This is a genomic window from Pedobacter sp. Bi27, assembly GCF_918698255.1.
In the GTDB taxonomy this organism is placed as follows: domain Bacteria; phylum Bacteroidota; class Bacteroidia; order Sphingobacteriales; family Sphingobacteriaceae; genus Pedobacter.
The window spans coordinates 210326-235213 of sequence record NZ_CAKKMW010000007.1 but is presented as its reverse complement, the minus strand read 5'-3'; the positions used below and the strand labels follow the sequence as shown (position 1 = coordinate 235213).

Genomic DNA, 24888 nt, shown 5'->3' with positions numbered 1-24888 from the left:
GTGTTTACGCAATAATTACAATGCATACTACAGAACAATTACAACAAATTTTAGATACTGCAATACAAAATTTAAAGTTTCCGGATCATCCTAAACAGCTTTACGATCCGATTACTTATATCATTAATCTGGGTGGGAAACGGGTAAGACCACTATTGGTTTTAATGGCGACAGAGTTGTTTGGTGGAGATGCAAACGAATCTGTTCACGCCGCTATGGCCATTGAAATCTTTCATAATTTTACACTTGTTCATGACGACATTATGGACAATGCACCACTCCGTAGAGGGAAAGCCACCGTACACGAAAAATGGAGCACCAATATTGCCATTTTAAGTGGTGATGTGATGATGGTGGAAGCAAATAAAAACCTTGCGAAGGTGAATCCGGCTTTTCTAGGTCCGGTGTTGAATGCCTTTAATGCTACGGCACAAGGCGTTTGCGAAGGTCAGCAATTGGATATGGAATTTGAAGGCCGTGATGATGTGAGTATTGAAGAATACATCAACATGATCAGGTTAAAAACGGCAGTCCTTTTGGGTGGTGCTTTAAAACTTGGAGCCATTATCGCTGGTGCTTCAGAAAAAGATGCAGACTTAATTTATCAGTTTGGCGAAAATATCGGCATTGCTTTTCAGTTACAGGATGATATTTTAGACGTTTATGCTGATCCTGAAAAATTCGGAAAACAGGTTGGTGGCGATATTATAGCCAATAAAAAGACCTTTCTGCTATTAAAAGCCTTCGAACTTGCCGATGGAGAAACCAGGGCATCATTAGATACCTGGACAGGCTATAAAGAATTTAATGTGCAGGAAAAAGTAGATACTGTGCGCCAGGTATACGATACTTTGGATATTCAGGATATTGCTAAAGAAAGCATGAACAATTACCTCAACAAAGCTTTAGCTGTATTTGCGCAGATTAATGTAAGCGATGAGCGCAAAGCGAATCTTTTAACGCTTACAGATCAGTTAATGGCCAGGGAATATTAAGGTATTCGTCATTTCGAGCGAAGAGCAACGAAGCCGAGAAATCTATATCTAAAGATCTCTCCATTTCGCTGCGCTTCAGTCGAGATGACGTACTTCATATATTTTACTTAGGCCTTTACCAACTTATACTTGATCCAAAAATCAGAAGATTTGGCTGCAGATTCTCCGCCTTCTGGTGGTCGTTGACCTCCACCGCCCATTCTTCCACCACCCATACCGCCACGGCCGCCTCCACCCATACCCCCGCCTCCCATTCCACCTCTACCACCCGATCTGCCTTTACCACCGTTTGCACCTTCAGGCCTACCTTCTCTTTTAAAACCAGATTTATTCGGCTCATTAATTTTGATATTGTACGCCAATGGCTTTTTAAGGTCTAATCCTACCTGTAATTGTGCTAATGGAATGCTTAATTCGTAAATAAGATCTCTATTGGGATGAATGCTCATTCCGGTTTCGATACCGTCCTGATTCATCGCTGGCAGCTCACCATCAGCAATATTTTTAAAGCCTGAGACTCGAATGCTTTTATTCATCATTACGGGATCTTGTGTGGCCCCATCTGGCGATAAAGGAATATGTTCAGGATGCTCCTCTCCTTCTTTCGGCATGGGAGGTCTTTCCATTAAAGGAAAAGTTAACTTAATACCGTCTTTCTTTTTACCCTCAGTGTTGATATTTAAGGTAATGCCACCTCTTAGCACACTAAAAGTGGTTTGCGGATCTAACGATTCGATAATGATATACAGGTTTTTGTCGTCGTTGGCCAGCGCAAAGGCCAGTTTGGTGGCATCATTGTATTGGTTAAGCGGCTCGTTCCACTCGTTCGATATACCATCGGCCTTAAATGGTTTCACCATACGGATATTCTCTTCTACATCTTGTGCTTTAACCGAAAAGCTGACTAACATAATAGAAAAAACAGATAAGCTGAGTATTTTAAAATTCATCGCAAATAATTAAATAATGATATACGAATGTATCGCGATGAATTGTTAAATTTTGTTATTTAACAGGCTTTAACAGTTAGTTGAGTTTAGCGTAGGGCGTTTTGGGTTTGGCGTCGATTAATCGGTCTACTCAATGTGCCACCCTAAAAGGTAATTTATTGTAAAAAAATCAATATTAATGACAGCAGAGAAAAGATTAACCACCAAGTCACAAAGAACACAAAGTTTAGTTCCTTTATGATATAGCGGCAAAAAAACTGAACCTATAAGAGACACATAAGTTACATATAAGCTCAATGCCCCATATGTTCTTACATTCCTTATATGGTGAAAAACTATAATAAAGTGATCGCGTTAAGATTGCTTCGTCCAATTAACTGATTTGACTAATGACTAATGAACCAGTGAACCATATAAAAACAAAAAAAGTCCCGATTTGCATCGGGACTTTCCTTTATAAATTGTTACTAATTATTCTGCAGGTGCAGCTTCTTCAGTAGTTTCGTCTTTTTTAGCTGCTTTTTTAGCAGGTGCTTTTTTAGCAACTGGTGCTGCTTCAACAGCCTCTTCAGCTACAACTTCTTTTTTCGCAACCGCTTTTTTAGCAACTGGTGCTTTAGCTACTGCTGCTTCGATTTCAGCTTCAGTGATAGGAAGGATAGAAACATAAGATTTGTTATCTTGTTTCTTTCTGAAAATTACAGTACCATCAACTAAAGCAAATAAAGTGTGGTCTCTACCAATACCAACACCTTTATCAGGGTGGTGTTTTGTTCCACGTTGACGTACTAAAATGTTTCCAGCGATAGCTAATTGCCCACCGAAAATTTTAATACCTAAACGCTTACTATGCGATTCACGTCCGTTTTTCGAACTACCGGCTCCTTTTTTGTGTGCCATGATTTTATATTTTGTAACTCGCTAAAAAGCGAATTATTGGGTTAACAATTAATTATAGAGTGATGTCAGAGATCTGAATCTTAGTGAAAAACTGGCGGTGACCATTTTTCTTTTTGTAACCTTTTCTACGTTTTTTGTGGAAAATAATTACTTTATCACCTTTTAAATGAGATACGATCTTAGCTGAAACTTTAGCACCTTTAACTGCAGGAGCACCTACAGTAATTGCACCACCGTTGTCAACCAACAATACATTATCAAATTCAATACTAGCGCCTTCATCTCCTTGTAATCTGTGTACAAAAAGGTGCTGGTCTTTAGCAACTTTAAATTGCTGCCCTGCTATATTTACTATTGCGTACATTGTTTAAATATTAGTTTTTTAATTTTTATTTAACGAGGTGCAAATATAGAACAAATTCAATTAACACACAAATACATATCGAAAATATTTTTCACTAAAATCATACGGCATCAGGATTCGGAGAATTTAAGGATTTCAAGATCGATTTGACAACTATGTTAATTGCATTTTTTGAAAATCATGGCTTAATAATTCTTAGGCTAAGCCGGCCTTCCTTTCTATTGAAGCAAACACTTACGATTGGAGCGCAAGGTCAGTGCAAAATATTAAGTTTCTTCCCGTTTTACGCTTATACGCTTCGCTTCCTCGTACCTCGTTGCTGCAGGGTAACGCTTCAACCAGGGCTAGAAAATTAAGACTGCATTTCATTTTTATGAGTACAAGGTGCACAAACCCTTGTTCCTAAACCTGATTGGAGCGAACACGAAGTGCAACGGAGTAAAGCGTAAAGCAGGACTGAAGCCTGCCAATAACCACAAGCCGATCATTTCCAAATCATAATTAAACGCTTGCGAGCATACTATTGGGTTTCGGTCGGTGAGACGCCAACCGATAGATCTAATTAAGACTGCATTTCATTTTATGGGTGCAGGGTGCACAAACCCTTGTTCCTAAACCTGATTGGAGCGAACACGAAGTGCAACGGAGTAAAGCGTAAAGCAGGACTGAAGCCTGCCAATAACCACAAACCGATCATTTCCAAATCATAATTAAACGCTTGCGGGCATACTATTGCGTTTCGGTCGGTGAGACACCAACCGATAGATATAATCTTGGTTCAATAATCCTTAGATTAAGCCTACCCTACAGCCTATTCCTGTGAATGCTTATACTGGAGCATTAATTTAACCACAGATAGGAAGGATGTACACAGATATGAAATCCGTGTTTATCTGTGTGCATCCGTGGTTAAAAGCGCTTACCTTAATGACATTGGGGTAACGCTTCAGCTGGGCTATTGGGCCAAAACAGTATTTCATTTTCGGAGTTGCAAGGGGAAGAAACCCTTGTTCCTAAACCTGATTGGAGCGAACACGAAGTGCAACGGAGTAAAGCGTAAAGCAGGACTGAAGCCTGCCAAGAACCACAAGCCGATTATTTCCAAATCGTAATTAAACCCTTGCGGGCATACTATTGGGTTTCGGTCGGTGAGGCACCAACCGATAGATCTATAACCATTCATTTCCAAATATTTTCCTGAGTAGTATTCCAGTCAGGGTCAACTGTCATTTTCAACGCAGCGAAGAATTTTTACTTAACAGACTTAGAACCTAGTTCAGCCCAGAGAGATTCTTCATTACATTCAGAATGACAAATTCTTCTTTCACCTTAAGATAATAGCAATAATTCTCCGTTAATCTATATCTCCGCAGCTGAAGCGCCTACTTAATTCTTTTCGTTAAAAAATGTTAAAGCATTTTCACAACTACGAATTATTCGTAGTTTTACGAAAATTAAATAGACAACTTAAAACCAGATCTCATGAAACCAACCTTAATTATCTGTTTAGCAACAGTACTAAGCTTTTCAGTTAAAGCCCAAAGCCCTGATAAGGCCCTGGCCAGAGTAAGATATACTCTTACGCACATTGCGGATACTACCCAAAGGGATAAGCCCCGCACTGAAAATATGTTGCTTGTAACGGGAAAAAATGCTTCTGTTTATACCAGTTACGATAAGCTGAACCAAGCGTTAAATACCCAGAAGCAGATTCAGGAGCAGATGAAAAACCAAACAGGCAACTCCAATATCAAAATCGAGGTGAAAAGTGAAATGAAAGCTCCGTTAACACAGGAAGATTATTTCTTTTTTGCCAATGAACATAAAATGATTACCAAAGAGCGCTTATTTAACAATTACCTTGTTGAAGAAACTGCTCCACAAATTGACTGGAAGATTTTAAAGGACACCATGAGCTTTTCGGGAATAGCCTGCCAAAAAGCTACCACAAACTTTAAAGGCAGAAAATGGATTGCCTGGTTTGCCACAGAAATACCTTTTCAAAGTGGTCCATGGAAATTAAATGGATTACCAGGCTTAATTGTAGAAGCTTATGATGAGAAAAAAGAAGTAAAATTTACATTCGCTGGCCTTGAAAACGTAAAAGACGATGCCAACCAAACAAACTCAGGTGAGGATGGCAAAATTGTAACGCCCAATGGCACAGGCGTAGTAAAAATGGTGGGAATAGATGTGAGTACCTCTTACCTTGGATCGGAGATTAAATTACCTGCAGATGCCATTAAAACCACAAGGAAAGAACTAGATAAACTTAAAGAAGCCAGAAATAAAGATCCTCAAGGTTTTATGCAGGCCCAAATGGCCGCAAGTGGCATGCAAGGTTCTTTTAAGGCTAATCCTGCTCCCCGCCCGGCTGGAGGCACAACGATAAGCAAACCCGAGATCAACAATCCAATCGAAATTCCAGAGAAAAAATGAGAAAATGCGCTATAATGCTGGTGCTGCTGTTTGCTGCTTTTTCGGTGCTGGCACAAAAACCGATCAAAGGAATGGTTAAGGATAGCAAGGGAAAAGCGATTGAATCTGTTAATATCAGTTTAAAAGATCCCGAGGGAAATATTATTAATTTTAGCAGAACCAACCGCAATGGCGAGTTTAGTATTGCTTTAAAAAATGATCAGATTTCCGGCTATAAAATAGAAGCATCGAGCATTGGCTATAAAAAACTGAGCACGGTTGTGGCCGATGTAAACAAAAGTTATGATCTGGTTCTGCAGAACAGCGAAACCGCATTAGAAACAGTTACCGTAAAAAACCGACCATCTTTAAAGGCAAATGGTGATACCTTAAATTACAGGCCATCTGATTTTGCCGATAAACAAGATAGAAGTATCGGCGATGTACTTAAAAAAATGCCTGGTATCGAAGTTGCCGAAAATGGAAAGATCAGCTATAACGGAAAAGCCATTTCTAACCTGTATGTAGATGGTGATAATCTTTTGGACGACAAGTATAACATTGGCACTAAAAGCATCCCACAGAGCGCTGTTGATAAGGTACAGGTGATCCAGAATGATCAACCGATTAAAATGATGCGCAAAAACAACATGAGTGATGATGTTGCACTTAACCTGGTGATTAAAGACGATGCTAAACTTAAGGTAATGGGCGATGCCACGGTCGGTGCCGGAATGCCCGACCGCTTTGACGAAAACCTCACAGCAATGCTGTTCAATAAAAAACTAAAGTTTATCAATAATATTAAAGGCAATAACATTGGTAACGATCCGGGTATTGACCTCACCTCGCATAATTTATCGGATTATTTAAAACGCCTCGACAACGATAAGCCGAGTGGATTGCTGTCTACAGGAGCTGCCGGTGTGCCCTCTTTACCGCAAAGCAGGTATCTTTTTAATAAAGCTGGACTAATCAATCTAAACAACTTATATAAGTTTAATCAGGACCTGCAATTGAGGGCAAACCTTTCGTACTTATATGATCAGCGCGATCAACAATACAGCAAATTTTCGGAAACTTACCTTTCGGACCAAATCATCAGTTATTCAGAATCGCAGAACAATGCGATCAATCCGCAAAAATTAAGAACCCAATTCAACTTAAACGGAAATGCAGAAAAATACTATCTGAACAACAACTTTGTATTGGATTATGCACCTTATAAAACTTCTTCTGGCTTTGTAATCAATAATGTTGCGGCCAATCAGATACTCCGGCAGGAAACCCTCGATATTTCTAATGAATTTAATTACCGAAAAAAATTGAAGTCGGAAGATGTAATCAACCTCTACTCCTATTTAAACCGCACAACACAGCCTGAAACGCTAAACATTACACCGGGCCTCAATGCCGATATCTTAAACAACGGAAATAGTTACCTCGGCTTAAACCAGTACATTAAAATACCAACCTGGTACACCAATAATTATGCATCGTTTGCTTTTGTAAAAAACAATTTCGTACAAACCTATAAGGCAGGTTTTAATGTACAGCAGCAACAGCTCAACACTGAACTTTACCGTACACAAAATAACCAGCAAACAGAACTGGTTTCGGGTAATGCGGTAAACGATCTGGACTGGCTTAAAACCAAACTCTATGCAGATGCAACCTATGAATTTACAAACGATAAATTGAAAACAGGACTGAGTTTACCCTTGAGTTATAACCAGATCAAGTACAGTGATGAGGTAAATCAACTGGACAAAAGCCTCCACAAATTATTCCTAAACCCTTCATTTAATTTTAAATATCAAACAAGTCCTGAGAATTATGTAACGGCAAATTATGCCTTCCGAAATGATTTGGGAGGAATTGACGATGTTTATCGTGGTACAGTATTAAAGAATTACCGCTCACTTTTCGCGAACAATGCACCGATTTCGGAATCGAAAACCCATAACGTTGCGGCTGGCTTTAACTTTAGAAAAGCGATGCAGATGTTGTTTATCAATTTAACAGCTAACTACAGTGATGCTAAACTGAACACCATTTCTTCATACAGTTTGAGCAACAACATTCAGCAAAGGATTGTTTTACCGCTAAACAACCACATCCGTACCCTCTCATTGAGTGCAAATGCAAGTAAATATCTTTTCGACCTGAGAAGTACAGTAAGCGCTGGAGTAAGTTTTTCGCAGAGTAAATACGATCAATTGCAGAATAATGAACTGTTTGCCTTTAATGCACAAACGGTTTCTTATAAAATAGGTATAGAAGCGAAACTTACCAATTTTATCAATTGGTGGTACCTCGCAAATTTTGCGGTAACCGATAATAAAGCTAAAGTGGCCGATGCAATTAAAACTAATTTCCAGCAGCTTAGGCAGCAATCTACCCTGGCCATTGCCACCGTTAGAAATGTGTATTTAAATTTATCCGTAGAGCATTTATTTACGCATCAATCTACACAACCTAATCTGAAATATCTTTTTGCAGATATGAACATCAAATACAAACTATTAAAAATGAAAACAGATTTAGAATTTGGCATAACCAATCTGACCAATATCAAAAGGTTTGATGCAATTTATCTTTCTGCAAATTCACTCACCACCGGAACTTATTATATACCAGGAAGGGTGGCCATGCTGAAGGCTACTTTTAATTTTTAATAAATAGATTCGACATTTCGAGGAGGAACGACAAAGCCTTCTGAATACAATCAGATGAACAGGTCTTCGAACTTAAATCTGCGAAATCTTTTTGATCTGCGGGAAAAAAACGATTGGCTATTCGTTTTCCTGCAGATTTAGAGGATAAACGCAGATTTTTTTTCAATAGCAACTGCGCTCGAAATGACGAATCAGATGAAATCAACTATGGCTTCATACTAATCTGGATTGCCTGGTTATTTCTATCAACTTTGAGATCAGAAATTTTATTTACATTCAATTTATCAAGCTCCTCTTTTGATATTTTATTGCCATTTAAAAAATAGGTTGTGGTTTCGTTAACTATAGTTCCATTGCCTGTTACACGTTGATTTCCGTCTTCAGCAGATGAAGTTTTGTCCGTTGATTTTAAAAAATAAAACATCGCAACACCGTTTTTCCTTGGTATTGGTAAATTTTCGAAATCACCATTTTTGTCAGCTAAAACATTAATAGTAATATTTTTATGGTCTGCATTTGAGGTATCAGTAAAGCTAAAATGTTGTACAAAATTTTTGCCTTTAAAAGTTCCATCCGTTTTAAACCTCATGATCTTCACTTGCTTACCTAAACCTTTTAAAGTCTCTTCTATCGATTTTCGTGAAGAATCTGCACCGTCTACAATGCTTTTAAAAATAAAAGTCATTTTGGTGGTGGTATCGGGTGCTTTCAGCGTATCAATGATTATTCTCTTTTTGAATTTAGCTTTTAAAACTGTTTTAGGTTGTACAGCTACCGCAGCAACCTTTTCGGGCAAAACATCATCCACCATTTTGGTTAGGGGTGCTAAACTTTTCTTTACCTCCTTGTTATCGATGGTAAACGCTAAGGTAACGCAAAGCAATATCGGTAACACAAATAAATACCTGGTTAAATTTACTTTTGATGAACGTTTCGCGTTCATCATTTTAATCCGCTTTTTAAGGTCGGATAGATTAAAATTATTCACAATAGCTATCGGTGACTGCAACGTTCCAACATCTAGCAAGCTATATTGATAAGCTTTTTTATCGATCCCTTTTTTTAAAATCTTTGCGTCGGTAATAAACTCAATATTTTCCCTTACTGCCTTTTTCATCAACCAAACCCCTGGATTAAACCAATAGAAAACCACACAGATTTCGGCCAGAATAATATCTAAAGTATGCCATTCTTCTACATGTACTTTTTCATGTTCTAGAATATTGTTTAAATCTTGCTTTTTATGCAGACGCGGATTGATATAAATGGTCTGCCAAAAACTAAATGGACTTACCTCATCGTTTAAAATCCTCACCTTATAATCATCTAAATGATCGGGTGAAGAATTTTTATGCATGCTATAAAGCGAAATAAACTGCACTAGTAATCTTAAGGCCATCAATAAAACACCGGTATAAAAAAGCACCGTAAGTCCTTGCCAAAATACCGAAACGGCATCTTGTCTTACAAATTCACTTACATGCTGGTTAAATTGTGGAACAAAGGCAGGTACAGTTTTCCTGCCGGCGAAAAACTCGGTGAGGTTAATAAATGGATAGGCAGAAGAAAAGACGATTCCAAACAGCAGAAATATCCTGTTGATGGAGTAAAATGTTAGTCTCCGCAACACCAGGTAATAGGTTGCAGAAAACAAGATCAGCACCAGATTAATTTTCAATAAAATGATAAAGAAATGTGGCATGGCATTTACTTTTCAGGGTTCTCAATTAAATTTATAATCTCTTTAAGTTCCTCCGCACTTATTTTTTTATCCTTTGCAAAAAAAGCAACCAGTTCTTTATAAGAGCTCTGGAAATAATTATTCACAAAACCACTCATAAAGCGCTTTTTATATTCTACTTCCTTAACTTTTGCACTATAGCGGTTAGCATTGGCAAAACGTTCGCTCATCAAATATCCCTTGCGTTCTAAATTCTTGATGGTAGATGCCAATGTAGTATACGGTGGTTTGGGATCGGGAAGTACATCCATAAAATCTTTGATAAAGCCCTTACCTATCTGCCAAACAGCCAGCATGGCTTCCTCTTCCTGCAATGTTAATTTTTCCATTATTACGAATATATCGTAAATATACGAAAACATCCTAAAAGGAAAAAGACTTTAACAAAACGCTAACATTTAACGCTTTATTAAAGTCTTTTTTGGTTTATTGACCATTTAATGCATTGGTCAATGGTTTAATCGGTTAATTGTCTCAAACGCCAATTTAATTTAATCGACTTGAGACTCTGGACTCCCGACTAACCTGACCTACTTCCCGCTTCTTTTTTCGGCTTGTAATAACGTTTCCTGAATGATTTTTCTCATTTGAACAGCCGCATCCAGTAATTTTGGATTGCCATCAAAGTCGCCATAAATGGTCACGTGTTTTGACTTCTTTTTATAATTGAAAGTGATATCATAACGCGGTACCAGTCTGGATTTATCACTTTTTTTACCAATGGTATCTGGGAAATTCCAAAGGCCGATTTCGTTTGCCTTTCTATGCATGTATAACACATCATTGCTCTTTAAAAAGAACTTTTTGGTAACTACTGAGTCTTTATTATTTACGTAGTGGTAAACACCAGTCTTTGAATCATATGTGTTCTCCAAAGTATCTTTTAAACCATAACTATATTGCATTGACACAAAATCATCTTTACGAAAAGGCGCATTCTGTATAATAGGTTTATAATAGATGTAACAATAAATGATCATCGGAACGATAATGGTAATGGCTAAGAATATTTTTTTTCCTCTACTTGACACTTGATGTTGAATTATTGAATGAATATTTAATTATTGAATGAGAGATTGATTGAATAATTGAGTTATTGAATGTTTGAATGAATGAATTATTGAATGAGACAATAGGACTCAAGACTGCCGACTTTAGACTTACGCCTCCTTAAGCTCTCCTTCCCACTTACTTACCACTGCTGTTGCGATGCTATTTCCAACAACATTAGTTGCAGAGCGGCCCATATCCAATAAAGGATCAATACCAATTAACAAAGCTAATCCTGCTTCCGGAATATTAAAGCTCGCGATGGTACCAGCAATTACCACTAATGATGCCCTTGGTACACCAGCAATTCCTTTACTGGTTAACATGAGGATTAAAAGCATCGAAATTTGCTGCTCGAAACCTAAATGAATGCCATAAGCCTGCGCAATAAATAAGGAAGCAAAGGTCATGTACATCATCGAACCATCCAGGTTAAACGAATAACCCAATGGCAGTACAAAACTTACAATTTTATCTTTACAGCCAAAACGCTCTAAAAGCATCATTGTTTTTGGATAAGCTGCTTCGCTACTCGCTGTACTGAAAGCCAAGAGCGCAGGCTCTTTCATATCATTTACCAAACGGAAAATACGCTTCTTCAGTACCAAAAACCCTAAGAAAATTAAAACTGCCCAGAGTATGGCCAAACCCAGATAAAATTCGCCTATAAATATGGCATAGGTATTAAGTACATTCAAACCTTGTTTGGCCACAATGGCGGTCATTGCTCCAAAAACGGCCAATGGTGCAAAATTCATTACATAACCGGTCATTTTTAAGATTACGTGCGCAATGGCATCGAATGCTTTAATTACAATCTGGCCTAAATCACCAATGGCAGCTGTTGCTACACCAAAGAATAAAGAGAATACAACAATCTGCAAAATTTCGTTGGTTGACATCGATTCGGCAATGCTTTTTGGAAAAACGTGCGCGATAAAATCTTTCACACTCATCGATGCTTTCTGTATCCCGGTATTTACCAATTGATCGGGCAATGATAATTTCATATGTCTTCCGGGTTCGAATAAGTTTACCAAAATCATACCCAGTACCAGCGACATTAACGACATGGCCAAAAACCAGCCCAATGTTTTACCGCCAATTCTACCTACGGCCTTAATATCGCCTACTTTGGCTACACCAACTACTAAGGTTGTAAATACCAATGGCGCAACAATCATTTTAATCAGGCGAAGAAAGATATCGCTCAACAACGTAAAATATTCTAATTTTTTCTCCCTGATATCTTCGTTTTCTTTTTTGATTTTAGCATTTACTTTTCTTTCGGCCTTAAGTTGTGTATAGCCAATACTAGTGGTATCGGTCGTTTTGGCAATGCTTACCTCTATACTTTTAACTTTCGCATCGGCAGTGAGTATTTTCTGGTTATAGACATCGATTGAATTGACATTTAAAATATAGCCCAATGCAATACCCGCAATCAGCGCTAAGAAAATGAAAAGCGTGAGTTTGTTTTTTTTCATGAATATAAAAAGTTTGTGGTACTCTTAATTTGGTAAAACTACGATATTTACGGCGTGTAACAAATTTTGATAACAGCTGGCATTAAAAAATATATCAACGTTGTTGAGTTAAGCCATTCGACAAAGCAGAAATAATTTAACCACAGATAGAAAGGATGCACACAGATACGAAAATCCGTGCTTATCTGTGTGCATCTGTAGTTAAAAACTTTTAAGTCAATAGCATCAAAAAATATATTATTTTTGATTTCTGGTGTAACAAAAAATGTACATCCTCATCTAAAACGCAACTATAAACCCCTAAATGGAACAAAAAGACAAGTTATTTAAAGAGATCTTCGATTCAAATTCCAAAAAGATATTCCATTTATGTTATGGTTATACTGGCGATACCGACGCTGCAAACGATCTTCTACAGGAAACTTTTTTAAAGGTTTGGCAAAATCTGGATAAGTTCAGAAACAAATCTTTAATTTCTACGTGGATTTATAGAATTGCCGTGAATACTTGTTTAACTTATTTGAGATCAGAAAAAAGACAGGCGAAAGACGAATTAACAGATAACATTATAGAAAATAAAATAGAGGAATTTTCAGAGAAAAATGAACAGGTTGCCTTACTTTATAAATGTATATCCAAGCTCGAAGAGAATGACCGTTTAATTATTACAATGGTACTTGATGAATTACCATACCACGAAATTGCCGACATATCTGGAATAAGCGAAGGCAATTTGAGGGTAAAAATTCACCGTATTAAACAAAAATTAACAGAACTATATAGCCAGTATGCAAGCGTTTGATCAAATACAGGAGTTGTGGCAAAAGCACGAGGTAGAAGTTAAGGTTTCTGCTGATGAAATGCTGCAACAAGCGAAGAAAGAAGTAAATGGCATCAAGCTGAAATCGGCTTTGAACATTTTGGGTATGCTGGCATCCTTTATTGCCATTGCTGCATTGTGGATCTTTTTTCACTTCGAATCGTGGACCACACACGTAGGAATCAGCATCACCATTATTGCCATTGGCGTATATACCTTAATTCTGTACCGCGATTACAGGCTAATTTCGAAAACCGATTTCACCGCTCACCCGCACGAATATTTAAACAACCTAAAAACCTATCAATTAAACCGTTATAAACTTTACAACTCCTTATATTGGTTTTATATGATTGCACTTTCCTTGGGCATCATATTTTATTTTGTAGAAATTCTTGCGCACTTCAACACTGTTCAAAAAGTTTTAGCTGTTGGCTTAACAGCGATATGGATGTTATTTTGTTCAACGATATTAAGAAAGGCGGTGATGAGCAGGGAAAAAGAACGTATAGCTTTATTGATCGAGAAATTTGAGCGCATTAGCGGACAGATTTCTACTCCCGAATAATTTTAGGCACGGTTTTTTCACTGTAAAAACCAACACATGAAACCATCATGATTTACCATTTAACAATGGAATAACTAAGTCATGATAGCTTCACCAGCGTTGAAACTAAAATTACACAGGTGAAAAGACATATTATATTCCTTTTATTTTTGCTGGCACTGCCATGTACTTTTGCTTTTAAACAAGATTTTTCCGAGCCGATTCAATTGAATTGGGAAACGCATTTTAAAGGCAAAGCCGATATGCGCTCGCCATTTTTTGCGCTGACTGCTATGACATGGAAATACAGTTACTCCAGCACTGTTTACCGTAATCGCGTTGCCATTAAGCTTAAAAATGATGTGAGCATTGATAAAACGAGATCTTGGGTTAAGTGGGATAAAATTAAAGATCCTGAAATTAGGGCAAGTCTTTTACACCACGAACAAGGCCACGCCGATATTCAGTATGTTTTATTATTGGAGGCCGAAAGGGTATTAAAAAACCGGAACTATGCTGTAAGCAACTATAAAGCTCAAATATCTGAACTCGCCAATCAGATCAGCAATTATTTCGACACCATGCAACGTAACTATGATGAAGAAACCGAGCATGGCAGCAACCATAAAATGCAGGCCCGATGGGATGACATTATCCAGGATAAGATTGAAGAATCGAGGACTGCTATGGCCGAATTACAAAAATAGTTTTGGGATAAAAATAATGGCACCAACGACCAAAGCTAAAAACGCGGCCACCAAAACCGCAGCAGCAGCCAAATCTTTTACCACTTTAATTTTAGGATGATATTCTGGAGAAACCACATCGGCCAGTTTTTCGAGAGCAGAATTTAAAATTTCGGCAACAAAAACAGCCGAAATAACAGATAAAATGGCAATCCATTCTGAACCGGAAATTTTCAGGTAAAAGGATAAACCAATGGCAACGATTGCTGCAAACAAATGAACTCTTCCATTATGATCGTTAACGAAGAACAGTTTTAGTCCGTTAAAAGCATATTTAAAGCTCCTGATCCGATCGATGATAGAAAATTTTTCGTTGTTCATTGTTTTTAAATTGCGTGATAGATCCTGAAACAAGTTCAGGATGATGAATTAGTGTGGTCGTCGTCATTGCGAGCCACAAAACAATCTTAAAGCACATGCTATAACCGATTTATTCAGCACAAGAAAAGACCCTTCGACTACGCTACCATTGACGTTATTCTATAAACAACTATTAATCAATATTTTAGCCGCCATCGAATTTCCATCCAGCTAGGCCATAGCACGGTATCCCCGTTCTACTTAAATCCGGCCTAACAAATTTTTCGGGCTCCACCGACCCAGCCTACCCACTAGCTTTGAAAGAAAAATTTTCAGCCGGTGTTTTTTGTTTCTTTTTGACAGCAAAAAGAAAGAGCCCATCGGCGGCGGCGAGCCGAGGCAAGGATGAGCCTCTGGGCAAAAAAAAGATATGCGTCATTCATATTGATTTTTATACAATAAATTATCCCTCATGATGACAACGATTGCAAAAAGCCGTAACAGGCAGTCTCCTCGCCGCTTTATGCTCCACACCCTTTCCCTCTACCTTCCGCCTTTTACCTTAAACCTTACTTGACCTCACTTGTAGAAAAACTATTACCACTTAATTTATATTGATAGGTCTTCGTAATCGTTTTAGTACTATCTGCACTGTCTTTTACCGGAAAAGAACGGAACAGGTCTCCATTTTTAATAAAAAAATTATCGTTACCGTTATAACCTTTCTTTTGACTGGTACTTAAAGAAGGGAAACTGATTTTATTGAAATCGCCACGCGTGTATTCAAAAACATTTAAATCCGAAACTGTTTTTTTGCTTAAGAGCTGAATATACAATTCAGGATTTCCGTCATTGTCTAAATCCATATTCCAGGCATCAATCACAATGCCTTTACGATCTACGGCGGCTGACCTGTAATTATTATGCACTGAATCAGACATCAGAATCTGATATCCCCCAATAGAGTCAACCCCTTTTCCCCAGCTTACAATTTCGAAATTTAATCCGGGTCTCACTTCTATATCTTTATAAAAACGGAAAGGGTTTTTCTGCACTTTTTCAGTTTCTGTCTTAATTTCTTTAGGTTTTTCTTCTGTGCATGCAAAACAAAACAGCATCCCTGTTATTAACAAGAGATGCTGTAATGTATATTTCTGTAATTTCATTCTATTTAGGACGTTTTGGTTGCCCCAAATTAAGTATTTTAGCTTTTTAAAGCAACATTTTATTTCTTTGCATCTGTTTTAACTTCAGGTGCTCCGTTATTTAAAACGGTTTCGGCAACTACGCTTCTTTTGCCACTTGGTGCAATAACAATGGTTTTTAATACTCTTTTTTCTCCTTGTGGTACTGTAATTTTAATTGGTGCGGTGTACAAGAATGCATTTTCTGATGGACGGGATAAATCAATTGAATAATAAATTTTAGCTCCGGTTACAGGTGCTTTTAAATCAATTGTAAATTCTCCGCCTGTTAAGGGTTTATCGCTCTGACCAATTGGTGTAGGTACCCAGAAATTAACATTCATTTTATCTAAGCGAGCCAAATGAGCTGGTAAACGTTGTTCAGAAAAATTCTTTAAATCTTTACGCTCAACCGGCGACCATGCAATTTCAGATAAAGCCAATAAACGTGGGAAAGCATGGTTTTCTGCTTTTGCTGTGGTTTTAATATACTCCGTCCACATATTAGCCTGCACACCTTTAATGTATTTTCTTTCATCGGCAGTTAACACTTTCGGAATCGGATCGTAAGCATAAATCTTTTGATAAGGGGCAAATCCGCCAATGGTTACCGGCTCGTCAGGAGAGTTTGATTGTTTGTGGTCGATATATAAACCCATCGATCCTGGGGTCATAATTACATCGTGTTTTTGCTGTGCAGCTGCAATTCCGCCATCTTCGCCTCTCCAGCTCATTACGGTTGCATTAGGCGCCAAGCCACCTTCTAAAATCTCATCCCAGCCAATGATTGAGCGTCCCTTTCCGTTTACATGTTTTTCTATCGTCTGGATGAAATAGCTCTGTAATTCATGCTCATCTTTCAAACCTTTCTCTTTCATGAGGTTCTGGCAGAAGGTAGATTCTTTCCAATAGGTTTTAGGCGCTTCATCGCCTCCAATATGAATGTATTTAGAAGGGAAAATAGCGATAACCTCGTCTAAAATATTTTCAAGAAAAGTAAAGGTATTTTGCGAAGGCACAAAAATATCGTCAAAAACGCCCCAGGTTTGTTGTACCTGTTTACCTTTTCTGCTACCCGCCCATGGTGTTTTATCGCTGATAAAAGTATCGCGATCAGGGAAACAGCTTAATTCAGGATAAGCAGCAATTGCAGCAGAAGCGTGTCCTGGCAATTCGATTTCCGGAATTACCGTAATGTATTTCGTAGCTGCATATTTAACAATTTCTTTGGCTTCTTCTTGTGTATAATAACCTTTAACGGGCGTAAGATAATTGCCATTGCCTGGGTAATTGCCAATAATCGTTCCGTTACGTGAAGAACCGATTTCAATTAGTTTAGGATACTTTTTAATCTCCAGTCTCCAGCCCTGATCGTCAGTTAAATGCCAGTGGAAAGTATTGATTTTGTAATAAGCCAACTGATCGATGTATTTTTTGATGAAAGAGATCGGGAAGAAATGACGGCTTACATCCAACATGGTTCCGCGGTAGGCAAAACGTGGATAATCGTTAATATCAACTGCAGGGATGGTAATTTTATCGGCCACTTTATCTGGCATCATCTGCATAGCAGATTGAACCGCATAAAAAAGGCCCGCGCCTTTTCCTGTTAAAATAATTTGTTTAGGGGTAACTTTAATTGTGTAACCTTCGGCTGGCAATTGATCTGCTCCAAGAGATGTTAAAACAATTGCTTTCTGGTTAGGTTGGGTAATTTTCGTTTCACGTAAGGCAAAACCTGCCTTGGTAACGATAAAAGCGTTTAATAAATCAGCCATCTTTGCGCCGTCGATGCTTTGATTTACTAAAACCGTGGTTTTATCTAAAATGAAATTTCCGTTTGCCCTGGTAATGGCTACAGGTGCAGGTATGATACCCAGATTAGGATCGCTCTGCGCAAATGCACTCGTGCTGATTAATACTCCAATAAAAATCGATAATGCTTTGTTCATGCTGTGTTTTTGTTTTTATAGATTTATTTGATTGTTGGAACCAAGATAGAGATTATGGCCAGATTCCGAATCTCACATTCTTGTTACAATTTAGATCAACCGTTTGACTGCACCGCATAACGCAGATAATCTAAGTATTAAAAGGTCGTCATTTCGAGCGGAGTGCAACGCAGTCGAGAAATCTACATAACAGATTTCTCCATTCCACTGCGTTTCAGTCGAAATGACGACTACTTTTATGAAAATCAGGTGCAGAAGCGTTTGGGTAATGATAGTCCCGCTCCCGCTTTCTGCTCCCGATGTAAAATCGGGGGCATCCCGCTTTGATCGGGTTTAAATGGCACAGCCAGTTGAACTATTTGGGGTTGCAAAGTGTAGAAGAATTATTCTAGGCAGCATGCTGTTCAACTTTAAATTTAGCAGAAACCTAAGTATTTAAACCTGATTGTAATGGAAAGCACGCAATCCCGATTTTTCATCGGGAGCGGACTTGAAATGTAAAGCAGGACTAACAATAAAAGAACCACTGCAATTGCTTTCCAAAAAAAGAGAAATTGTAAGCCTAGTGAAACAAGATCAGCGTTGATAGATCTCTCCATTCCACTACGTTCCAGTCGAGATGACGACATTAACAAAAAAGAGAAACCGTTGCTGATTTCTCTTTTTAAAATTATATTAAAATATTTTACGCTTCTACAGGATGCTCTTTAGCAGCCAAGTACCTTTCGGCATCGAGCGCGGCCATACATCCAGAACCTGCAGCAGTTACCGCCTGTCTGTAATACATATCCTGCACATCGCCACAGGCAAAAACACCTTCGATATTGGTTAAAGTGGAACCTGGTTTGGTAGCTAAATAACCCGTTTCATCCATATCCAACTGGCCTTTAAAAATATCAGTATTTGGCTTATGACCGATAGCCACAAAGAAACCTTCTACAGCGATATCAGACTCAACACCAGTTTTGTTATTTAAAACTTTAACCGCAGTTACATTTTTACCGTTACCTAAAATCTCCTGGGTTTCGGTATTGTAATGCACCACAATATTCGGTGTAGCCAATACTCGGCTCACCATTGCTTTAGAAGCTCTGAATTCGTCTCTACGAACCAATAAATGAACGGTTTTACATAATTTAGCTAAATATGTTGCTTCTTCGGCAGCAGTATCTCCAGCACCTACAATGGCAACATCTTGTCCTTTAAAGAAGAAACCATCGCACACGGCACAGGCCGAAACCCCAAACCCATTGTATTGTTGCTCACTTGGTAAACCCAGCCATTTTGCTGTAGCGCCTGTAGCAATAATTACGGTATCAGCTGTAATGGTTTTAATTTCATCAACCACTACTTTATGCGGCGTTGAAGAAAAATCAACCGAACTTACATAACCAAAACGGATATCGGTACCAAAACGCTCTGCCTGCTTGCGGAAATCCTCCATCATTTCTGGCCCCATAATTCCTTGCGGATAACCTGGAAAATTTTCTACATCTGTAGTTTGCGTAAGCTGCCCACCGGCTTGCATACCGGTATACATAATTGGTTTTAAATCAGCTCTGGCAGCATAAATAGCAGCAGTATAACCTGCAGGACCTGAACCTATAATTAAACACTGAACGTGTTCGTTTTCTTGTGACATTATATTGTGTGTTTGAAATTCATTAATCGTAGCGCAAATTTAACGCTTTAAATATTTGTTGGCAAGTGCACATTGTCAACATAGTTTACTTATTAACATCATAAGCCGAGTGGAAAGCGCATGGCGTTTGGCATTTAAAGCTATTCGTGGTGTCAGATGTTTCCATCTGACACTGACTCCATATATGCGTGATAATTTTTTACCAGTCAGATGGTAACATCTGACTGCACAACAAGCTCCAATTCAGGAATACTTTAAAGTAAGACGGTAACATCTGACAGCACAAAAAATTATCCTCCTTTATTCTCTCTGATCAACCGAACTACATTGCCTCCCAAAATTTTCTTGATATCGTTTTCCGAATACCCATTTTTAATCAGCTCATCGGTAATTTTAGGATAATCTGCTACACTGTTCATTCCTAAAGGAAAAGATTCGGCACCATCAAAATCGGCCCCCAATCCTACATGGTCTATGCCAATTAATTTCACCACGTGACTAATATGTTTAACCAAAAGTGCAATCGGCGGACGTGTGGCATCGGCATCAGCCTGATGGTTGAAAATCAACGTATCAATGGCATTGCTTCTACCATATTTAGCAGTCAATGTTTTAAGCTCGCTAACATATTTTGCAAAGAATTCTTTTTGTTTGGTATTGAAGCTAGCATCTAAAAAACCACTGTAGAAATTAATGCAAACTACACCGCCATTTTTACCTACAGCTTTAATCTGATCATCTTTTAAATTTCGCGGAACCGGATTTAAAGCATAAGCACAGCTATGGGAAACAATTACGGGTTTAGCAGATGCAGCAATGGCATCATAAAATGTTTTTTCACCCACGTGTGATAAATCGACCATTGCACCGAGTTGATTCAATCGTTTTACAACCTGTTTTCCAAAATCGCTTAAACCCGCATATTCGGGTTTCACTTTACCCGAAGTTTCTTCGGTGGCCGAACTCGACCATGGGGTACTGTTGTTCCAGGTTAAAGTAAGGTAAGCCATTCCGCGCTTTGCCAAACTATCGATATAATCTAAACGGTTTTCGATCATATGCCCACCTTCTACCCCTATCATCGCAGCCAATTTTTGTTGTTTAACCGCTTGTTCGAGATCTTTAGCATTTGTTACCAATTTAATTTTATCGGGATATCGTTTAATTAAACTATAAAGTGAATCTATTTCCTGATTAGCTACAGCATATCCACCCGTTTCATAACACCAGATAGAAAAAAACTGAACATCCAAGCCACCTTGTTTGGCCCTCACTAAATCGAAATTCCCCTTAGATTGAAGTTTCCCGATATCGATGCCCGATTTGATCTGATTGAACAAAATATCGCCATGTGTATCGATTACAATCGCATTTTGATGAATTTTATCCGAATTTTGGGCAAACAGATTGATCTGCAACAGTATAACGACAAGAAAAAGATAAAGATTTTTCATGCACTAAATATAATATTAATTGTTTTTACAAGTACAGACATTCAACGTCCCATCTATTTTTTAACCACCAAGAAACAAAGGCACAATATGTTCTGAATGAGTTGACCGCCTTAGAAACTTAGTTCCTTATAGATGGTTATTTGTGCTCAAAACTCAGGTGCTCTAAGGTGCCTCAGGTGGTAAAAATAATACAATGTAACTGTCAGATGGTAACATCCGACAGCACATTATAACTAAGTCTGTATCACACCTACATTAAACTTCTTAGTAATCGGCGATTGGTTGGCAGCCTCAATTCCCATCGAAATAACTTTTCTCGTTTCTAACGGGTCGATAATACCATCTACCCAAAGCCGGGATGCAGCATAATAAGGGGTGGTTTGGCTATCGTATCTGTCGGTGATTTCTTTTAACAACTCTGCCTCTTTTTCTGGCGTAATTACCTCTCCTTTTGCTTTTAAAGAGGCTTCCTGAATCTGAAGTAAAGTTTTTGCAGCCTGCGAACCGCCCATTACCGCAATTTTAGCAGTTGGCCAGGCATAAATCAATCTAGGGTCGTAAGCCTTACCGCACATGGCATAGTTGCCAGCACCATAAGAATTACCCAATACTATTGTAAATTTTGGCACTACAGAATTGGCAACAGCATTAACCATTTTAGCACCATCTTTAATAATACCACCATGTTCTGATCGGCTGCCTACCATAAAGCCAGTAACATCCTGCAAAAACACCAATGGGATTTTCTTCTGGTTACAGTTCATAATAAAACGGGTAGCTTTATCGGCGCTATCAGAATAAATTACACCGCCAAACTGCATCTCTCCTTTTTTCGACTTCACCACTTTACGCTGATTGGCCACAATACCTACTGCCCAGCCATCAATACGGCCTAAACCACAAACAATGCTTTGTCCGTAGCCTTTTTTATACTCTTCAAATTCCGATCCATCAACCAAACGGTTAATGATATCCATTATTTCATAAGGTTTATCTCTGTTTTCGGGTAAAATACCATACAATTCTTCTTCATTTTCTTTTGGTTTTGCTGGTTTAATCCTATCAAAACCGGCATTTTGAGGCGCGCCCAACATACTCATGATGTTCCTGATGCTATCTAAGCAGGCCTGATCATTGGGATGTTTATAATCGGTAACACCTGATATTTCGCAATGAGTAGTGGCTCCACCCAAAGTTTCATTGTCAACCTCTTCACCTATGGCCGATTTAACCAGGTAAGACCCCGCTAAAAAAACCGATCCTGTTTTATCAACAATCATCGCTTCATCGCTCATAATGGGCAAATAGGCACCACCGGCAACACAAGCCCCCATGATGGCAGAAATCTGGACTATTCCTTCCGACGACATGATGGCATTGTTACGAAACATCCTTCCAAAATGTTCTTTATCAGGAAAAATCTCATCTTGCATCGGGAGATATACACCAGCGCTATCAACCAGGTATATTACTGGTAGGCGGTTCTCCATAGCAATTTCCTGAGCACGGAGGTTCTTTTTTGCAGTCATGGGAAACCAGGCACCTGCTTTTACTGTGGCATCGTTGGCCACAATCATACATTGTCTTCCGCTTACATAGCCAATACCGCACACCACTCCTGCGGAAGGACAGCCACCTTGCTCGGCATACATACCATCAGCCGTAAAAGCACCAACTTCTAAGAAGCTGGTATCTTTATCAATTAAATAGGCAATCCGCTCGCGGGCCAATAGCTTTCCCTTTTCTTTTTGTTTGGCCGCATTTTTTTCACCGCCACCTAAATATATTTTTTTGAGTCTGGTTTTCAGTTCGTATACCAACTGTTTATTTACATCCTCATTTTTATTGAATTCGATATTCATGGTGGCAATTTAAATTTAATTTTAGAAAAACAGTATTGACCAAAACGGTTTCTGGTACAAAGCGATTTTTAACCACAAAGAAAACAAGAGAAATCACTGAGGGCACAGCGTTCTGAATGCTTTTTAAAGATTAAATTACCTACAACTTAATTGATAACTAAAGTATTTTCTCAGTTTACCTCTGTGTAAAAACTCTGTTCCCGCTGTGGTTAATTATCCATTTTAACCACAGAGAAATAAGAGAAATCACGGAGGGCACAGAGATCTGAATGCTTTTATTTAGGATTAGATTACCTACAATTTGAGTGACAACTAAAGTACTTTCTCAGTTTACCTCTGTGTAAAAACGCTGTTCCCGCTGGGGTTAATTATCCGTTTAAAATGATATTTTTGGGTAAATCCGAAAAATGGAACTAACCATCAATATTCCTGCCCTATTGTTTCCTGCCATCAGCTTAATTATGCTGGCTTATACCAACCGTTTCCTGGCTTTGGCAAGTTTAGTGAGAAGTTTGAAATCGAAATATGAGGATGGCGATAAAAATGCAGCGCTGCATAAACAGATCGAAAACCTGCGTTACCGCTTAAGATTGATCAAAAACATGCAGGCTTTTGGTGTACTTAGCTTTGCCAGCTGCCTTTTTTGTATGTTTTTTATTTATTTGGAGTGGAATACCGTTGCTGAAATTCTTTTTGCCCTGAGTTTGATATTTTTCATGATATCGTTAATCATTTCGTTAATAGAAATCCAGATCAGTACAAAAGCCCTGGAGCTGGAGCTGAGCAGTTTAGAAGAACTCGATAATCCATCAATTGTAAGTAGATTTAAAAAGAAATTTGATAAAGATTGATATGCAACCATCTGTTAATACGCCAGAAGACTATTTAAACAGCCTCCCTGAAGAAAGGAAAGCGCCAGTTTCGAAATTGAGAGATACTATTTTAGAGAATCTGCCAGCAGGTTTCGAAGAACAGATTACGTATGGTATGCTGGGATATGTTATTCCACTCAGGCTTTATCCTCCAGGTTACCATTGTACACCAGAACAGGCTTTACCTTTTATCAATATTGGTTCACAAAAGAATTTTATTGTTATGCACCACTTGGGATTATACGCATTTACTGATTTACTGGAATGGTTTCAGGCAGAATATCCTAAACACAGCAAATACAAATTGGATATGGGTAAAGGTTGCGTCCGTTTTAAAAAGCCTGATGATATTCCATACGCATTAATTGCCGGGCTTATCAGAAAGGTTACACCTGCAGAATGGATTGAACAATATGAAAAAGTATATAAACGTAAAGGCTAATTTTGATAAACTACCCCATCAATCTTCAGCTTTTTAAACTTTTCGGCCCAGCCTTTACCTCTTATGTATTTTACCTGCGATGGGTATCCTTTTAAATTTGGATGATAAATCGGATCAAATGAAAAAGTCATTTCGGTATCCGATTTTTGAATAACAGTGACTTCGTTATCATTTTCATCCTTTTCTCCAGTTGTAAAAAATTTATCGCCCATTTTTGCATTAAAATCAGCTCTGGTATAAGTTTTCAAAGGACTATCGGGATAGCCCTCAATCAATTTATTCTGTTCGTCGATCCTTAAATAAACTGTACTCACTGCATCGCCTCCTAACAATGAATAAAACTTGAAAAAAAGCTTTTTATTGATGCGAACAGTATCCTTGATTTCGGTATAAGATTGAGCATTCATATACCATAAATTGCCAATCTGCATCGGCAAAAACGAATCGGCTGCCAAATTTTGATCTTTATTCATTTGGCAGGATA

The 24888-nt window shown here is 38.2% G+C and carries 22 protein-coding genes; 8 read left to right on the top strand and 14 right to left on the bottom strand.

Translation table 11 applies throughout. The features are described 5' to 3' along the window. Positions 1 to 20 precede the first annotated feature (20 nt). A complete protein-coding gene (locus LQ227_RS21835; RefSeq protein WP_230145995.1) occupies positions 21 to 995 on the top strand; it encodes a polyprenyl synthetase family protein in 975 nt (324 codons plus the stop codon). Positions 996 to 1102: 107 nt separating this feature from the next. Here LQ227_RS21835 and LQ227_RS21830 read toward each other — a convergent pair whose 3' ends face one another. The 3 genes from LQ227_RS21830 to rplU form a co-directional block, all read right to left on the bottom strand. Continuing rightward, positions 1103 to 1945: a hypothetical protein gene (locus LQ227_RS21830; RefSeq protein ID WP_230151069.1), complete on the bottom strand. Its 843-nt coding sequence runs from the start codon at positions 1943 to 1945 to the stop codon at positions 1103 to 1105. A gap of 471 nt (positions 1946 to 2416) precedes the next feature. Continuing rightward, a complete protein-coding gene (rpmA, locus tag LQ227_RS21825; RefSeq protein WP_230145997.1) occupies positions 2417 to 2845 on the bottom strand; it encodes a 50S ribosomal protein L27 in 429 nt (142 codons plus the stop codon). A gap of 52 nt (positions 2846 to 2897) precedes the next feature. Continuing rightward, positions 2898 to 3209 carry a 50S ribosomal protein L21 gene (gene rplU, locus LQ227_RS21820; RefSeq protein ID WP_025146774.1) on the bottom strand — a complete coding sequence of 104 codons (312 nt, stop codon included), beginning with the start codon at positions 3207 to 3209 and terminating at the stop codon, positions 2898 to 2900. A 1482-nt stretch (positions 3210 to 4691) separates the two neighbouring features. Here rplU and LQ227_RS21815 point away from each other — a divergent pair. After that, positions 4692 to 5648: a GLPGLI family protein gene (locus LQ227_RS21815; RefSeq protein WP_230151067.1), complete on the top strand. Its 957-nt coding sequence runs from the start codon at positions 4692 to 4694 to the stop codon at positions 5646 to 5648. Beyond that, positions 5645 to 8305, top strand: coding sequence for a TonB-dependent receptor (locus LQ227_RS21810; protein ID WP_230151065.1), 2661 nt, complete (start codon positions 5645 to 5647; stop codon positions 8303 to 8305). The genes LQ227_RS21815 and LQ227_RS21810 overlap by 4 nt, the downstream gene beginning before the upstream one ends. A 205-nt stretch (positions 8306 to 8510) precedes the next feature. Here LQ227_RS21810 and LQ227_RS21805 read toward each other — a convergent pair whose 3' ends face one another. The 4 genes from LQ227_RS21805 to LQ227_RS21790 form a co-directional block, all read right to left on the bottom strand. Next, on the bottom strand, positions 8511 to 10007 hold the full coding sequence (locus LQ227_RS21805; protein WP_230151063.1) for a M56 family metallopeptidase: 1497 nt from the start codon (positions 10005 to 10007) through the stop codon (positions 8511 to 8513). Between the two features lie 5 nt (positions 10008 to 10012). Next, the gene (locus LQ227_RS21800) at positions 10013 to 10375 is read right to left on the bottom strand and encodes a BlaI/MecI/CopY family transcriptional regulator (protein WP_108201046.1); all 363 of its coding nucleotides are present in this window, start codon (positions 10373 to 10375) and stop codon (positions 10013 to 10015) included. A 201-nt stretch (positions 10376 to 10576) separates the two neighbouring features. Continuing rightward, positions 10577 to 11077 carry a hypothetical protein gene (locus LQ227_RS21795; RefSeq protein ID WP_230146001.1) on the bottom strand — a complete coding sequence of 167 codons (501 nt, stop codon included), beginning with the start codon at positions 11075 to 11077 and terminating at the stop codon, positions 10577 to 10579. A gap of 129 nt (positions 11078 to 11206) precedes the next feature. Then, complete coding sequence (locus LQ227_RS21790; protein WP_230146002.1) at positions 11207 to 12583, bottom strand: dicarboxylate/amino acid:cation symporter; 1377 nt, start codon at positions 12581 to 12583, stop codon at positions 11207 to 11209. A 304-nt stretch (positions 12584 to 12887) separates the two neighbouring features. Between LQ227_RS21790 and LQ227_RS21785 the strand changes: the two genes are divergently transcribed. The 3 genes from LQ227_RS21785 (at position 12888) to LQ227_RS21775 (ending at position 14657) form a co-directional block, all read left to right on the top strand. Further along, complete coding sequence (locus tag LQ227_RS21785) at positions 12888 to 13385, top strand: RNA polymerase sigma factor (RefSeq protein ID WP_029275756.1); 498 nt, start codon at positions 12888 to 12890, stop codon at positions 13383 to 13385. Further along, positions 13372 to 13971, top strand: coding sequence for a hypothetical protein (locus LQ227_RS21780; protein ID WP_230146003.1), 600 nt, complete (start codon positions 13372 to 13374; stop codon positions 13969 to 13971). Before LQ227_RS21785 ends, LQ227_RS21780 begins: the two co-directional genes overlap by 14 nt. A 119-nt stretch (positions 13972 to 14090) precedes the next feature. Further along, the gene (locus tag LQ227_RS21775; RefSeq protein ID WP_230146004.1) at positions 14091 to 14657 is read left to right on the top strand and encodes a DUF922 domain-containing protein; all 567 of its coding nucleotides are present in this window, start codon (positions 14091 to 14093) and stop codon (positions 14655 to 14657) included. Here LQ227_RS21775 and LQ227_RS21770 read toward each other — a convergent pair. The 6 genes from LQ227_RS21770 to LQ227_RS21745 form a co-directional block, all read right to left on the bottom strand. Continuing rightward, positions 14646 to 15017 (bottom strand): diacylglycerol kinase family protein, encoded by a 372-nt coding sequence (locus tag LQ227_RS21770; protein WP_230146005.1) that lies wholly within the window; start codon positions 15015 to 15017, stop codon positions 14646 to 14648. The two genes, LQ227_RS21775 and LQ227_RS21770, sit on opposite strands and share 12 nt — an antisense overlap. Positions 15018 to 15565: 548 nt before the next feature. Continuing rightward, positions 15566 to 16162: a hypothetical protein gene (locus tag LQ227_RS21765; protein WP_230151060.1), complete on the bottom strand. Its 597-nt coding sequence runs from the start codon at positions 16160 to 16162 to the stop codon at positions 15566 to 15568. A gap of 59 nt (positions 16163 to 16221) precedes the next feature. After that, positions 16222 to 18132: a beta-N-acetylhexosaminidase gene (locus tag LQ227_RS21760; RefSeq protein ID WP_230151058.1), complete on the bottom strand. Its 1911-nt coding sequence runs from the start codon at positions 18130 to 18132 to the stop codon at positions 16222 to 16224. Positions 18133 to 18817: 685 nt separating this feature from the next. Further along, positions 18818 to 19774, bottom strand: a complete 957-nt coding sequence (gene trxB, locus LQ227_RS21755; protein WP_113951968.1) for a thioredoxin-disulfide reductase — start codon at positions 19772 to 19774, stop codon at positions 18818 to 18820. A gap of 290 nt (positions 19775 to 20064) precedes the next feature. After that, positions 20065 to 21228 (bottom strand): dipeptidase, encoded by a 1164-nt coding sequence (locus LQ227_RS21750; protein WP_230151044.1) that lies wholly within the window; start codon positions 21226 to 21228, stop codon positions 20065 to 20067. A gap of 233 nt (positions 21229 to 21461) precedes the next feature. Beyond that, on the bottom strand, positions 21462 to 23090 hold the full coding sequence (locus LQ227_RS21745) for an acyl-CoA carboxylase subunit beta (RefSeq protein WP_230146009.1): 1629 nt from the start codon (positions 23088 to 23090) through the stop codon (positions 21462 to 21464). A 407-nt stretch (positions 23091 to 23497) separates the two neighbouring features. Between LQ227_RS21745 and LQ227_RS21740 the strand changes: the two genes are divergently transcribed. Both LQ227_RS21740 and LQ227_RS21735 read left to right on the top strand, forming a co-directional pair. Further along, complete coding sequence (locus LQ227_RS21740) at positions 23498 to 23941, top strand: DUF2721 domain-containing protein (protein ID WP_230146010.1); 444 nt, start codon at positions 23498 to 23500, stop codon at positions 23939 to 23941. 1 nt (position 23942) lies between these two features. After that, positions 23943 to 24404, top strand: coding sequence for an iron chaperone (locus LQ227_RS21735; RefSeq protein WP_230146011.1), 462 nt, complete (start codon positions 23943 to 23945; stop codon positions 24402 to 24404). Here the strand turns inward: LQ227_RS21735 and LQ227_RS21730 are convergent. Then, the gene (locus LQ227_RS21730) at positions 24401 to 24877 is read right to left on the bottom strand and encodes a hypothetical protein (protein ID WP_230146012.1); all 477 of its coding nucleotides are present in this window, start codon (positions 24875 to 24877) and stop codon (positions 24401 to 24403) included. The two genes, LQ227_RS21735 and LQ227_RS21730, sit on opposite strands and share 4 nt — an antisense overlap. Between the last annotated feature and the right edge of the window lie 11 nt (positions 24878 to 24888).